11 protein-coding genes are annotated in these 13,880 nt (G+C 67.5%); 7 read left to right on the top strand and 4 right to left on the bottom strand.

What is annotated here, in order from left to right; translation table 11 throughout:
• Positions 1-231: 231 nt before the first annotated feature.
• The 6 genes from ABIA32_RS30665 (at position 232) to ABIA32_RS30640 (ending at position 7,142) form a co-directional block, all read left to right on the top strand.
• Positions 232-810 carry an SMI1/KNR4 family protein gene (locus ABIA32_RS30665; RefSeq protein WP_370102603.1) on the top strand — a complete coding sequence of 193 codons (579 nt, stop codon included), beginning with the start codon at positions 232-234 and terminating at the stop codon, positions 808-810.
• Positions 811-2,441: 1,631 nt separating this feature from the next.
• The gene (locus tag ABIA32_RS30660) at positions 2,442-4,025 is read left to right on the top strand and encodes a MarR family transcriptional regulator (RefSeq protein ID WP_370102600.1); all 1,584 of its coding nucleotides are present in this window, start codon (positions 2,442-2,444) and stop codon (positions 4,023-4,025) included.
• Positions 4,022-4,594 (top strand): helix-turn-helix domain containing protein, encoded by a 573-nt coding sequence (locus ABIA32_RS30655; protein WP_370102597.1) that lies wholly within the window; start codon positions 4,022-4,024, stop codon positions 4,592-4,594. Before ABIA32_RS30660 ends, ABIA32_RS30655 begins: the two co-directional genes overlap by 4 nt.
• Before the next feature lie 55 nt (positions 4,595-4,649).
• Entirely contained in the window at positions 4,650-5,294 is a 645-nt protein-coding gene (locus tag ABIA32_RS30650; RefSeq protein ID WP_370102594.1) for a plasmid partition protein, read from the top strand.
• A complete protein-coding gene (locus ABIA32_RS30645; RefSeq protein ID WP_370102591.1) occupies positions 5,291-6,388 on the top strand; it encodes a hypothetical protein in 1,098 nt (365 codons plus the stop codon). The genes ABIA32_RS30650 and ABIA32_RS30645 overlap by 4 nt, the downstream gene beginning before the upstream one ends.
• A 229-nt stretch (positions 6,389-6,617) precedes the next feature.
• Positions 6,618-7,142 (top strand): hypothetical protein, encoded by a 525-nt coding sequence (locus ABIA32_RS30640; RefSeq protein WP_370102588.1) that lies wholly within the window; start codon positions 6,618-6,620, stop codon positions 7,140-7,142.
• Between the two features lie 19 nt (positions 7,143-7,161).
• On the opposite strand, the gene ABIA32_RS30635 is transcribed toward ABIA32_RS30640, so the two are convergent.
• From ABIA32_RS30635 to ABIA32_RS30625, 3 genes are read right to left on the bottom strand one after another with little or no spacing between them, the layout of a single operon-like run.
• A complete protein-coding gene (locus ABIA32_RS30635) occupies positions 7,162-8,838 on the bottom strand; it encodes a hypothetical protein (protein ID WP_370102585.1) in 1,677 nt (558 codons plus the stop codon).
• 47 nt (positions 8,839-8,885) lie between these two features.
• Entirely contained in the window at positions 8,886-10,391 is a 1,506-nt protein-coding gene (locus ABIA32_RS30630; protein ID WP_370102583.1) for a hypothetical protein, read from the bottom strand.
• Complete coding sequence (locus ABIA32_RS30625; protein ID WP_370102580.1) at positions 10,391-12,157, bottom strand: DEAD/DEAH box helicase family protein; 1,767 nt, start codon at positions 12,155-12,157, stop codon at positions 10,391-10,393. Before ABIA32_RS30625 ends, ABIA32_RS30630 begins: the two co-directional genes overlap by 1 nt.
• Positions 12,158-12,357: 200 nt before the next feature.
• Here ABIA32_RS30625 and ABIA32_RS30620 point away from each other — a divergent pair, with 200 nt between their 5' ends.
• Entirely contained in the window at positions 12,358-12,930 is a 573-nt protein-coding gene (locus tag ABIA32_RS30620) for a hypothetical protein (protein WP_370102577.1), read from the top strand.
• Between the two features lie 64 nt (positions 12,931-12,994).
• Here ABIA32_RS30620 and ABIA32_RS30615 read toward each other — a convergent pair whose 3' ends face one another.
• Positions 12,995-13,876, bottom strand: a complete 882-nt coding sequence (locus tag ABIA32_RS30615; protein WP_370102575.1) for a hypothetical protein — start codon at positions 13,874-13,876, stop codon at positions 12,995-12,997.
• Between the last annotated feature and the right edge of the window lie 4 nt (positions 13,877-13,880).

Genomic DNA, 13,880 nt, shown 5'->3' with positions numbered 1-13,880 from the left:
CCTCAACGAACTCGACATGGCGTTCGAGGGACGTCTCACCACGCCAATGGACGCATCCGAGTAGCCGAACCAATCCGACGCAGGATCAAATAGGCCTAATAGCCGACAAGCCACCACAAATCTGATAGACCCCACGCCGGGCACGCAAGACGGCGAGTTCATCTGCAACGATGCCAACCTCAAAAATGGGAAGCACGTCAATCTCGGGGACGATACGGGGTACTGCCGGTGATGCACGCGGCGATCGAACGGCTGGCGGCGATGATGCCGCCGCCAGCAACACGCCCCACCGCTGTCCCCTGGGACCTTGCGCCAGGAGAGGTAGGATTCCAGTTTCCCGACGACTACCGGGATTTCGCTGACCTCTACGGCTGTGGCGAGATCAACGAGAAGTTGCTGATCTGGACGCCCAGCCTCAAGTGGGACACGGCCCGAGAGGGCGACGCTCGTGAGGGGTTCGCCAGCCTGGTAGCGGGTGCACCCTCCGGGATGAGTGACTACCTCGCGGAGTTGCACGAGGACGAACCGGATGAGAATCCGTACCCCGTGTATCCGGAAGAGGGCGGACTGCTCGCCTGGGGCAACACCCCCGGCGCCAACCACTTCTTCTGGCTCACGGGCGATCCGGACTCCAACAAGTGGCCGGTCATCGCGTGGAACCGATCAGGGTATTGGTTTCAATTCGACGGCGGGTTCGGCGACTTCCTGGTCGCGAACCTGTTGGGCGAGTTCCCGGAATGGACGTGGATTGTCGGCGAGCAGCATCCTCCGACGTGGGAGCTCGTTCAAGACTGGTCAAGGAGCTACTGAGGTTTTCTCAATGAAGAGCGCTTCCATTGGCCGTTGAGGACGAGGGCGGCGGGGGCGATGTCGCCGATCCGGCAGGGGCTGAGTGAATCGCCCCGGGTTTGATGGAGACATCGAAGACCCGGAAGGATCCATCATGGCTGCTCCCCGTAAGTACCGCCGGACGGAGGGTATCGCTGACGGTCCGAACCCGCCCGAGCCCAGCGATCCGCCATCCCGCTGATCGCGGACGCACAGACCGAGTGGGTCGTTTGGGCCCGCGCCTTCGCTGCAGCCCAGGCGGAGAAGGATGCTCGTGGCTGGCCACCTGGGGGCGCACCGCCCCGATTCGCCGGACGTCCCCCGGCGGCCTGTCCGGAGACGACGCTGCCGGTGACGGTCACCGCAGTGAGCGAGCGCGCCCAGCTGGAACTGCGTCAGGACGGGTGCCAGCCGATGGTCTTGGCTCAATGCGGCCCGGACCTGGCCGATCTTGTTCTCGGTGGTGCGGCGCCTGGCTGCGATGGCGGCCGCGGTCCGATCCGGTCTGGGTCCGGTCACGCCAGTTCTCCTTCGGTGAGCATGTCTTTGCCAGGGTCGTCGCCGGCGCGGTGGCAGCGCTGGCGAGGTCGGCGGCGGGAAAGTTCAGGCTCCACAGCCGCAGGAAGTAGTCCTGTGGCCGGCGCAGGTCGAGGGCCAGAGTGTCGTCGAGGAGGCCGAGGGCCGCGTCACGAGCGCCTTCTCCAGGCCGTCGATGGCGCGGGCGGTGGGTGCGAAGACCTGGTGCAGGTAGTCAGCGATGACGTCGTCCGGGGCGCGTTCGGCGATCGACGTCCACTGCTCGCGCTTGCGCCGCCAGTAGAGGAGGTCGCCGGCGGCCGGTCCCGGGTGGCTCTCGTGGGTGCGCCGACAGTGGCAGTCCAGGCGGCGTGCGGACGGTTGCCGCCCCTGACCGGCGGTTCTGTCTTCTTCGTCCGCGCGCCCCTGGTGCAGGGTTCGCTCGGTCAGGGACGCCGCCGATGAGATGTCGCCGTCGACTGCTTGACCAGGTCCTCTTCCAGATCTGTGGCCTTGTCGTCGCGTCGGGACTTGGACGACTTCCTCAGCCCGTTCATCCCTCGGTGGCGGACCAAGAATTGGGCTCGTTGGCCCCGAATTGGCCCCGAGCTTCCCTGAATGATCAGATATATGGTCTGACCTGCGGAAACGCAGGCGGCGGACGAGTCGGCCTGTACGCCGGGTTTTTCTGCCCCACCGCTCTGACCTGCGCTTATGTGGATCGGACCCGCTCTGACCTGCTGCAGGAGGCAGTCAGAGGCAGTCGAAGGCAATCAGAGGCAGTCAGAGCCAATCACTCTGATTCGACCCCGATTCGACCCGGTCGATTTGGAGGCAGTCAGAGGCAGTCAGAGGCAATCACTCTGACTCGCCTCCGGCGGCCTCCTGCCCCGCCGCGAGAGTGACGTCTGCCTTCGAGCAGTGCCAGGCAACACGAAAGCCCCCAGGATGACCGTCCTGGAGGCTTCGCTGGCACCGATCGGAGGTCGGTCCCGGACACCACCCGTGATCTTGGCGGGTCTGCGGTGGTGTTCACGTCCTTGCGAGACGTCACCAGAATGCCAGACGGCACCCCTTCATCACTCGCCTCGCCCAAGATGGCTCTGCCAACTTCGAGGCAGTCAGAGGCAATCAGAGGCAGTCACCCCGCACTGCTCGGCTTCGACCGGCTTCCCCCCGCCGCGGTCGACCTGATCCTGCTGGGGGATCTCACCGGCCGCTACGCGACCGGCAGCTACACCCGGCGGAGCTCCAGCGGGGCCCTCGTCCGGCGTGAGGACCGCCAGGGCGTGGCGGACCACGGCCACCGGATCACCGCGGCCATCGCCTGCCACGTGGCCCGCGCCGGCGGCACCGCGGACCAGTTGACCCGCCTGCTGTTGCACCCGGACCACGAGGGCGGCAGGCACGCCCAGATCATCGAGCTTCGCTTCGGCCAGGCCCGCGCCCGCGCGTACATCGACCGCGTCTGGGCCAGCGCGAGCGCGGAGGTCGCCGCCACCGTCTCCGTCGGGTCGCGGCACGGCGCTCACGAAGACCTGGTGGGCCTGCGCGAGCGGATCGAGACCACCCCGTGGCGCGGGGAGCGCGGACGCACCGCCCTGCGGGTGCTGCGGGCCCACCTGAACTTCGCCGAGACCGCCGGCGGCCGCCTGCACGCCGCCAGCGAGCGGCAGACCGCCGAGGAGGCCGGGATCTCCCGGCAGACCCTCCGCAACGCCTACGAGGCCGTCCTCAAGCCCGGCGGGTGGCTGCGCCGACTGCGCGTCGGCCACGGCACCGAGGGCTCTACCTGGTACCTGGGCAACGGCCCCGCCAGCCCTTTGCCGTCTCGTGTCCGTACCAGTCAGTGCCCCCCCGACGAGGCCCTTGGGGAGTGGTCCACCCCTGAGACTGCCGCGACTCCCGAGACCGAAGTTGAATCGGGAGTCGGTAACAGTCCGGCGGTGAGCGCCGCGCAGGGGCTCATCCGCACGGCTCCAGGGCAGTGGTCTACCCCTGAGACAACCGGTTCCCCGGACGTCGACTCCCGGGTGATCGGCCGCCTCATGGCCAATGACGCCTTCGCCTACGCCGGTCTTGGCAGCTCCGCCCTCCTGGTCATCGGTGCCCTGCACGCCAACCCCGGGCAGAGCGCCGCAGAGTTGGTGGCCTCGTCCTCGGTGTCCCGCGCCACGGTGTACCGGACGCTGCAGCGGCTCCACGGCCACGGCCTGGTCCAGCAGAACGACTCCGCCTGGACGCTGACGACCCGAGCCCTGGAAGGCATCGGCGCGGCCGGTCCGCAGGCTGTTACCGGGCCAGCGTCCGGCTGGGACGGCCTCGCCGCCGCCTACGGCACCGCCGGGACTGCAGCCGCCCGCAAGGCCTTCCATGCTGCCGAGCGCGCTGCCTATCGGGCCGCGCTGGCCGTCCTGGCCGAGCACCGCACCCCCGCGCTGACGATCGTCCGCGACGGCCAGACCGTCCTGATCCCCGCCCAGCGCGCCGACGAGATCCCCGCCCACTGGCGGACCCCGGACGGCAGCGTCCTGGACCCGGTCACCCGGCTGCTGGTGCCCGGCTGGCGGGTCGCGACGGATGGCCGACTGATCCTGCACGGCCCCGGCGACCAGCTCACCTACGACGAACTCGTCGCCGCCAACACGCTCGCCCTCCAGTCCTGGGAGACCGCCGCATGACCCCGACCCGCTCCTCCACTTGGTCCGCAGCCCGCCAGCGGCAGGCGCTGGACCTGTCCGCCCGCTACCGCCACGGAGCCAGCGTCAACGAGCTCGCCCGCACCACCGGCCTGTCCAAGAGCACGGTCCTCAACCGGCTCCGCCTGGTCGACACCCCGATGCGGGCCCCGCAGCAGACGCGCCTCCTACGTGCCGACCCCGTAGAGGCCGCAGCCCGCAGCGAGCGCGCCGCCGAGATGCGGCGCTGGTACGAGACGGGTGCCTCCGTCGCCGCCCTGGCAGCGGTCTTCGACTGCTCGCCCCGCACGGTGCGGCGGCTGCTCGCCCGGGCCAACACCGCCGTGCGCTCACCGAGCGAGACCCGGGCCCTGCGCTCCGACGGACAAGCCCGTCGGGACCTGATGCGGACCCTCCGGGCCCGCTACGAAGCGGGGGCCTCCGTCCCTCTGCTCGCGGTCGGCTGCGGCTACTCGACCAGCACGGTCTACCGACTCCTGCACCAGGCCGGGACCGCACTGCGGCCCGGGCACCGGCCCGCACCGGAAGCCCGCGGGGATCGCTCCCCATGAGCCGCGCTCATGAACAGCAGTACTCCAGACCCGTCAACAGGATCGGACCAAGATCATGATCATTGCCCACATCAGCCCGCGCACCGGAGGCAAGACCACCTCGGTCGGATGGCACAGCCACGCGCTCCACGAACGCGGCCACCAGGTCACGGCATTCGAGGCTGACTACAGCCGCCAGCTCGCCGAATGGGACGCCTGCGCCGGCGGGTTCCCCTTCCCGGTGCTTCAGCAGGCCTCCCCGCTGTTCTACAAGAACGCCCCACACGCCCTGCACCGCGGTCAGATCGGTGTCGTGGACTGCGGCCACGCCGAGGACCACCGCACCATCGTCCAGTCCGTCCTGCGCATCGCCGACCTGGCCATCCTCAACACCGCGCCCACCATCGCCGACATCGACCGGATCGAGCGCCTGCCGATGGATCAACTCATCGACGACGTCGCGGTCCTGAGGCCGGACGGCAAGCCGCCCGCGACGTGGGTTCTGCTCAACCGCACCGTCGCGGGGGCCAAGGCCACCAACGACCACCGCAACTACCTGCGCGACCGCGGCTGGAACGTCTTCACCACCACGATCCCCAACGCCCAGCTCTATGCCCAGTCCATGCTGCGGCCCGTCACGGCTCGCGGTTCCGCCTACGACGAACTCGTCACCGAGATGACCACCCTCGGCCTGCTGTCCCCGATCGGAGACCAGTCGTGACCCCCACCGACCGCAGCGCGCCCCTGCGCGCCCGCACCACCGACAAGCACACTGCGATTGTCCGGCAGAACCCTTCCTTGCCGATGACGGCCACGGCAAGGCCGGCGGACCTCGTGATCACCTCCGACCTGATCCCCACAGCGGTCGACGGGCAGGGGAGCGGACCATTGAGCGAGGTCGAGCTCCACGACCTCGGCGTGTGCGAGCGCGCGGTGGAGAACCTCGCGACCGCGACTTGGCTCGCGGGCAAGGCCCTCCAGACGATCCGCGACGGGAAGCTCTATCGCCACACCCATGCCCGCTTCGAGGACTACATCACCGAGCGCTGGGAGATCAGCGAGCGCACCGGCTACCAGATGATCGAGGAATGGCCCCTGGCCGAACGCCTCAACCAGGCCTACGGCAAGCCCGTCACCGCCTCCCACATCCGCGCCCTGCTCCCCGTCACCACCCGCTTCGGCCTCGACGCCGCCACCGAGCTCTACCAGCAACTCCGCACCCGCGCCCAGGTGGACGGTGTGCGCCTCACGGCACAGATCACCGGCCAGATCGCCAAGGCGGTCCTCAAGCGCGCGGGCCAGCAGGCCGAACAGATCGAGTTCACCGAGGCTGCACATCAGCTGATCACTGCTCAGAGCTCGCTTGTCGAGACGCGGGTGGAGCGAGCACGCCTCCCCGCCACTCCTCAGACGCGGCTCGCAGCTCCCGCTGAACCGGGCCTGCAAAATTTCGCAGGAGATCACGGGGAGGTAACGGCCGTGCGGCCAGGTGCACAACCAGGACCGTTGATTGAGGCCCCGATCGGGGCGGCGCAGGTCGGGCCGGTGGCTGGGAACACGGCGCCGACGGATGCCAACCCACCGGCCGGGGAGCTCGGTGGAGCGCCCCTCGCGGCGCCGACCGTGAGCGCGACCAGGACCGCCGTCGGGCTCTACCGAGACATCATCAGCCACATCCACGCCATCGAGCAGCTCGCCGGCTCGCCGTGCCTTGTGCCGAACGGACCGAACGAGGAAGCCGAGTTCGACCAGCTCCATGAGCAGATCACCACCCGGCTCATCCAGATCCTGCACTCGCTTACAGATGAGGCGTGAGCTCACGCGGCTGCGGTCCGCCAAAGCGCGGACCGCAGCTACTGCCTGATCATCGTTCTGCATCCACTCGGAGCAACCCATGTCGAAGAGGCTCGCGTCGCCGAGCGACCTACCAGCGACGTCCGAAGCCGGTATGAGGGCCGTGCAATTGTCCCTGCTCGGTTCCGAGGTCAACAAGCCCGAGGTGGTCGCCGCGGTTCAGCTTTCGCTCTTGGGACAACCGGTTCCCGTGCGAGTGTCTGCCGAGCTCTGGCGCTCCTGGCTGGACAGCCCCACCGTCGTGGCACGCTTCGCGGCGAAGCGGTACGTCCGGCGGGACGAGCAGTGCTGGCCCTGGCTCGGCGCGGTCAGCGACACCGGGCACGGCAGTTTCCGCGCGGCGAGTCTCCCGGGGGTATCCCGACGCGGAACCGTCCCGGCCCACCTGCTCGCCTACCAGCTCGTGCACGATGTCATACCGCGAGTGGGCTGGTCGGAGGCGGAGGACCCGGTCGTCTGCCACCGCTGCGACTCCCACGGCTGCGTCAACCCCCACCACCTGCGCCTTGGCACCGCCGCCGAGAACCGAGCAGAGTGGGCACACCGCCACCGCGACCCCGGCGGGCCACTGGCGGACATACGCGGCCCCGCCGGCCGAACCCGCGCCATCGCGAGCGCCGTGAGAGTCGGACTCGCGCTCGGCGAGGGCCCGGCCCTGATCGACGAGCGAATCCGCCTCGCCGAACTCGAAGGCCTCCCACTCACCTTGTGGTAGCCGGGCTTCCTTTGGCTCCTCAGGTGGCACCGGGCGATGCGCTTCCTCCCAGCTGTCGCTGGCCCTCGGCAAGTTCTGCCAGCCCCATGAGGGCAGCTGCAGTGCGGCCAAGAATCTGGATGAACTGCTGGTCCGGCCGCAGGCTTTCGAGGCCGGCTCTGACCAGGGTGGTGTTCCAGTTCTTGCCACGGGCGTGAGCTGATCCAGTTGACCGCAGTCCTTGGAGGAGGCGCAACGGTCCGATGAGATCCTCGCCGTCCGCGTCGCTGGTGGTTACCCAGGCGTCCAGGCAGTTGATGCTCGCCGCCTTGGGATCCGACACACCAGGAAGGTGTCGCACGGCCTTGACGTCGATGTAGTCGACCACGCCCTTCGTCAGGCGCAGGATGAGATTGTCGGCCTCGCCCTGTTCGCTCGTGGTGGGCATGTGCAGACCCTCGAAGGCGATCTGGTCCTCGGTATTCCAGGGGTTGTAGACGGGCTCGCCCAGCAGACTGGTCATGGCCGTGCTGAAACTCTCTCGGGCGGCGAAGAGCTCACGCAGCGGGTCGGGAGGACCGTCGAACCACTCACCAAGGATGTCTCGGCGGTAGCGGACGTCATCTCGCCCTCCGCCGGGCGGCACATTGAAGCTGACCCAGTGGTCACGCTCTTCCGTCGGGAGGTCGCGCCCGAGGTCGCCGAGGTACACCTCCACCAGCCCCTCAGGGTTGGTGCCGATAGACATGCTCCAGAAGCTGAGGCAGGAGAGCCGATTGTCGCTGATGCGGTAACGGGATGGCTCGGAGGTGTAGCGGTTCAGGACGGCGCGCTGGAAGTACACCCGGGTCAGGTAGTGCGGGGTTCCGCGATCGGTGAAGTAATTGCTCAGCTGGCCAGGGTCGCAGATCACCGTGATCGGCTCCCCGGTGCCCGGGTCGACGCCGATCGTGAATTCGGGGAACCTCGGCGATGACGGATGCGGGCGCGTCAGGTCCGGGGGCGCTGCATCCAGGGGGAGAACGACTTGCTTGCCGAGCAGTCTCACGAAACCGGGCCGGTCAGCTGAATGGATGTCTCCGCTGTGGAAGGAGAAGTGCCGCAGGTCGGTGCGCTCGGTGGCCTCGATCGCAGGCGAGGGGACCTGGTCGAGGCGGGTGATGCGGTTCAGCTGCACCACCAGTAGGCGTTGCCGAGCGGCAAGGTACCGGCGCAGGGGGAGAGCCGCGACGTCGATGCGCAACTCCTCGGCGGTTCGGCGCACTCGTACGAGCTCGTGGTCCCGTCCAGCGTCGTCGAGGTAGTACCAGAACCCGTCGCTGCGGGGGATCGCGTCGAAGTACCACAGAAAGGAAGGCCGGAATTCGACCGAAGGCTCAGCCAGCCCGTGGTGATGGCGTCGCTGTACGAAGAACTCCGCTTGGCTGTCGGTGTCCTCAAGTCCTTCCTCGAAGACCGCACGCTTCTCCGGGTAGGCGATGCTGATTCCGGCACTGCCACCCGAGCCGAATTCGCCGGAGTAGTCCGCAAGCGCCTGCTGCCTTGCTGTGGGGGGAATCAAGTAGCTGGCGATTCCCCAGTCAACCCCGTCGGCGAGTGCCGCTCCCAGGACCGTGACCCACTCGGTTGGCGTCGGAAGGAGCGTCGCCATCTCGGAGTCGGGCTTCGCGTTGTCGGGCAGCCCATCGCTGCCTCCACTGCTGTAGTTCAGCGCCACATCCCAAAGTCTAGGGAATCAAAAAGAGTTCGCGCCGGTCACAAGCCTCATGACGTGCCGCGCCGCTTTGCGACGATCTGTTGGCACTGGCTGCACAGATCTTGAAGGGCCTTGCGCCAGAGAGCGGTCCTTCCTGCGAGGGCGCTCGCTCGTTGATGCCAGTCCCCGTCGTCTGCCCACCCTACAGGTGCACGCCATAGGATCGGCCGTGCCCTCATATCCAGCTGACAGCCGTCCGGGGAGGCGATCTCCTCGAAGATCTCGTGCCGGGTCGTGACGTAGTCGGTGATGTCGACCTGGTTGTACATGGAAGTGAAGACGCGCACCGTTGACTGGCGCTTGACGATCTCGAACTCCAGGCGCACGAGCGGGCAGGGATCACTGTCGGGCCAGAGGCGGTAGTCAGCGGTTAGGGGTAGCACCATGGTGCTGCCCGTGTGCTCGTTGTGCTTCCAGCCCAGTGCCTCCAAAGGTTGAAGATGCTCGGCGATTGCGCGTAGGGCGACTTCCTGTTCAGCCCTCTGCGACATTTTCGCGGCGACGCGCTTCTGGGCGCGTTGGGCGGAGCCAGCAGGGACGGGAGCTGATTGTGTGGGGGCTGGGTCGTGCGGCGTCGGTGCGAGCAGTGCACGCCGGAGGGTCGGGTTGCCAACCAGGTCCCAGATGCCGATCTTGAGGTCATAGCGCGCCTGGAGGAGGGCACGGGCGGCTTCCAGGTTGGAAGGGTCGCTCCAGCGGCCGTCCCGGACGAGACCTGTAACGCCGAAGTGCGCCTGGACCGGTACGGGGGTCGTGTAGCGGACCGGGTCGGGAGGAGCGGCGGGACCCCAGGGGAGTGCTGGTGGGGGAATCTCCGTGGTGTCGGGGCGGCCGGCCTGCACCCATGCCAGATAGCTGCGGAGCAGGGATTCTGTGTGGTGGGTGTGCGGCATGACGAGGATGCTGTCAGGCGTGTAGAGGCGCTGCTTTTCGAAGGCCGTGAAAAGGCCGGAGGAGAGCTGGCCGTTACCGGTGACAGTCTCGCTGGTGTCGATGACGACCGAGGCGCCGATCTCCTTCCCAGCCGCGGAGAGGTAGAACTCGCTTCCCTTCAGGAAGCGCCATCGGCTGGCCGGGTCGCCGGGCTTGAATCCGACCGTGCCCATCACCTGGTTGTTCCAGTTCTGGAGCCTGTGGACGAAGGCGTAGCCGTCCGGCAGAGGCTCATCCCAGGCGGTGCGGATCAGCTCCACTTCGGATGATCCACCGGGTAGCACCGAGCGAAGCCCAGTTCTGCGCAGTGTGTCGTCCGGGCGCAGCTCGACCACGGAGCGGTTGCCCACCAGCAGGGCGAAAGACCCTTCGCCGGCGGAGTCGAGGAGGCGACCAACGAGGGAGGACGCGGTGATCCACCACAGTTGAGAGGTTGCGAGGCTGGAGTGCGTGACATGAGATGCGGGGTCCCCGATCAGGGGCTGTCGGGAGTCCAGAGAGGATCCGTCGTCGACCGTCATCGGGCCGCCGACAAGGATGATGGTCGGAGTGATTGCAGCCGACATCTGGTGATCGTTCATCAGCCCTCCTCGCGAAGCGAGAGGAGAGATTGGAGGAGCTCCGGTGCGTCGCCAGCGGCCAGTGCCAGGGATTCGGGGTCAGTGCCTGTCAAGCCCTCGCGTTCGATGAACAGCCGAGCACAGGCGATCAGGACGGCGCGTGCTTCACGGCCATGGGTGTCGAAGGCGTTGCCCTGCTCGCCAACTGTTCCGAGCGCCTCGAAGGAACTCCTGGGCTCCCCGGTTCCGTTCTCTCCGCCGATCCGGAGGGCCCGTTCTCCGTCGGTGATGATGACGATCGGTGGCGGAAGCAGGTCCGCGTTCTCGGTGATGTGCCGAGCCATGTCGAGCAGGCTGGGGTCGGCAGGGATGTAGACGCGTCCGTGGTCGTCGATATTGGCGGGGTCGGTGCGTACAACGCGTCCGACGATTTGGCGAAACGAGAGCAGAGTCAGGCGGTTGGTCAAGTAGACGACGGCGCGCAGCCGAGGGATGTCCACGCCTTCCGAGACCATGTTCACCGCGACGATCCACGGATCGTGCGAGGTGCGGAAGAACCGGATCGCATTGGCCGGGTCTGGGTCGTTCTCGTCGAAGAGCCTGGAGCAGGCGACGACTGGCCGGAACCCCAATATATGGGAGGCCATGTGGTCGGCGACGCGGGCGGCGTGGTCGCAGTCGATGCACACGACCAGTCCGGCCGCGTCGGTGTCTCCGCGGGCGCGGAGGCCGAGTAGGTATTGGTTCGCGTCCTGCAGCATTTGTTCAGCGATGGATCTTGCGCCGACCCACTCGATTGCTGCGCGCAGTCGCTCGCGCTCTCGGGTCTGGGTCACTTCAGTGTCGTCGAATGTGACCGAGTGGACCTCGTTGTTGGCAGTCCGGAATGTCGTCTCGCCGCGGGCTTCAACGAACTGGACCGGTCGGCAGGCGCGATCTGTGATGGCCCGGTCGTAGGAGTAGCGGTAGTGCGGGCGGGCGTTCCCGTGCTCGGACGGGACGAAAGCGATGGGGTCGCGGCCGGTCCGGAAGGGCGTGCCCGAGAGCGACAGGATTCCCCAGGCCCCGGCAGCGAAGGCCTCTTGCGCGGAGATGCCCCAGGCCGCCTTGGCGCCGGCATGGTGGACCTCGTCGAAGATGACCAGAGTGCGATGGCCCGGGTCCGTCGCGTGGGCCAGGAACATCTCAGTCGCCGCGAACAGCGACTGGTAGGTGATGATCGCCCCCAGCCACTCGTCCCCGATGGGATCGACGGACCGCCAGTCACGCTGGGTTCGCAGTGGCAGGGTCGGAGAATTCGGCGTCGCCGATGATGCGGCCTGTGACCAGCCGTCCGCAATCGCCAGCGAAGGGACGACTACCAGAACGCGTGAGACCTGGCCGCGGGCCACCAACTCGTGGGCCACCTCCAGGCCGAACCGCGTCTTACCTGCACCGGGGCACGCTTCGACCAGGACCGGCTCGTGCCCCAGGTGGCTCATCACGAGCGGCATGGCCTCCACCTGCCAAGGCCGCAACTCGGCGGTGCTCGCACGGATCCGGTCGACGGAGAATCGTGCACTCGTGACCTGCTGCGGGGTGCTTCCCTTCCGTAGATTGCACGACCCGCAGATCGCCTGAAGGTTCTCGATGCTCGTGCGCCCGCCTCGGCTCCATGGCACGACGTGGTCGCCCTGCATGAGGTCGAACGGAACGGCGCGGCGACAGATCTTGCAGACGCACCCCTGCAGCCGCCATGCACGCCAAGTCTCTTGGCGCGTAAACGTCCTGCGCGGATCGAGAGTCACGCAGGAAGGGTAACGGGAGGCCGGGCGGGCTTGAGTTTCTGTTGCCTGTTAGCGTGCTGGGCATGCCAGACCGCGCTACCCCGCGCCGCGGAGACGGCGTCGCGTAGTTGCCCGGTGCGGACGTGTTGTGGATTGAGCTCATGCCCGACAGTGGGGTCGCGGGCGCATTCGGAGCCTTCATGAGAGTGAGGAACACCACCGTGACCACGGAGTACAACGGGAGTCAGGTTCTGTTCCGGCAAGCCAAGGCCCGCAGTCTGGCTGCCGGCCGAATGGCGCAGCAGGCAGACGAAGAGATGGCTGCGGGCAGGAGTGGGATGGAGCGGCGCCAGCGGGAGCGGGATGCCGCGATGAACGTCGTGATCATGACCCAGGCCGCGGCGGAGGCCTACGTGAACTGGGTCTTCATGCAGGCGAAGGTCGCCCCGGGCAACGGGACCTGGATCAGCCGATGGCGAGGTATCCCCCGCGCGGCCGAAGCCCTGGGGCGAGACCGGAAATGCGGTCTTCCGAGCGAGCACAGCGACTTCTTCAACGAGCTGGACGCCTGGCGCAACTTCCTGGTGCATGGCGATAGTCGAGCGATGGAGGCGCTCAAGTCCGCACTGGAGAACCAGGGACGCCAATCCCCGGGCCATCCCGTTGAGCTGCTGGACAGCAGCTACGCAGCCTCGATCGTCGAGCGGGCCGAAGCCGCTTTCGGCTGGGCGCAGGGCGCTACGGGCATCACCGCCCCCAGCGGGGCCGGGGCCTGGGTCGCATTCGACGAGTGAGTCACGCTGGCGGTCATAGGGCAGCGGGACGCATGCGCGCAATCGCCGCCCGGCCGGCGGAGGTTCAGGCGCCCCACCTTGCGCTGGCGTCAAACCAGCCCAAATCAGGCGACCAACCGAGACACCGTTCCGGGGCCTGGTAGTTGGTGAGCCAGAGGTGCGTGATCTCGTTCGGAAGAGCAGGCGGCCCGGGAGGGAGTTCGTTCGTCCAGAAGGTGAGCGCTTGGAACACGTGCCACTCCGTGGTGTAGCTGATCCCGATGAAGGCGTGACGCTCGTCCCCGCCCGAGTCGGCGAGCTTCCGCCGGTTGCCGACCATGTGCTTCGAGTCGCCCGCCAGATGCTCCCGCACCCAGCCCAGAAATGCTTCCCAGTCAATCCCGCCAGGGCCCTGGATTCCATGCGGCCCGATCACAACCTTCGCGCTCTCGCCGGATTGCAGCGCGCGCGAGGAGATGTTCACGACGCCCAGCTCGACCGCGCGGCGGACATCGGGGTTTGCGTGGTCCCGGAGCATCTCGAACGTGCCAATGGTGCCGAACACGAGTCCTCGTTCCTCCAGGCCGCCGAGGATCTGTAGGAGCTCTGTAGCGTTGCGTCTGAAGCTGAACGCGCCACTGGCGTCGATCAGCCAGAGCCGGTTGATCGACTCTGCCGCGAGCTCGTACCGTCCTTCTCCAACCGCTTGTGTCAGCTCGGCATAGCGCCGGTCGACGTCCTTCCAGACCTCGACGAAACCCTTCCGGTTGTCCGCGTAGTCGATCCGGATGTCTGGCATCCGCTGGGCCGTGTTGTCGTCCTGGATGGTGACCTCGGCGTCCGTGTAGTCGGCCAGGATGCTGGCAGCGAAGAGCTCAAGATCAACTGCCATATGCTCCTGGGCCTGCTCGCGCTGGCGGTCCGTGCGCAGGTCGACTAGCTTGCCACGGCGCGTGTTGTCGGTCATGGCG

This window comes from Streptacidiphilus sp. MAP12-20, from assembly GCF_041262525.1.
Classification (GTDB): Bacteria; Actinomycetota; Actinomycetes; order Streptomycetales; family Streptomycetaceae; genus Streptacidiphilus.
The sequence above is the reverse complement of the archived record's forward strand: the minus strand, read 5'-3'. Positions and strand labels throughout refer to the sequence as shown.

Excerpts from the sequence above, each read along its gene's own strand:
- ABIA32_RS30665 (WP_370102603.1), top strand. The coding sequence starts at position 232 with ATGCACGCGGCGATCGAACGGCTGGCGGCGATGATGCCGCCGCCAGCA.
- ABIA32_RS30660 (WP_370102600.1), top strand. The coding sequence starts at position 2,442 with ATGGCTCTGCCAACTTCGAGGCAGTCAGAGGCAATCAGAGGCAGTCAC.
- ABIA32_RS30655 (WP_370102597.1), top strand. The coding sequence starts at position 4,022 with ATGACCCCGACCCGCTCCTCCACTTGGTCCGCAGCCCGCCAGCGGCAG.
- ABIA32_RS30650 (WP_370102594.1), top strand. The coding sequence starts at position 4,650 with ATGATCATTGCCCACATCAGCCCGCGCACCGGAGGCAAGACCACCTCG.
- ABIA32_RS30630 (WP_370102583.1), bottom strand. The coding sequence starts at position 10,391 with ATGAACGATCACCAGATGTCGGCTGCAATCACTCCGACCATCATCCTT.
- ABIA32_RS30615 (WP_370102575.1), bottom strand. The coding sequence starts at position 13,876 with ATGACCGACAACACGCGCCGTGGCAAGCTAGTCGACCTGCGCACGGAC.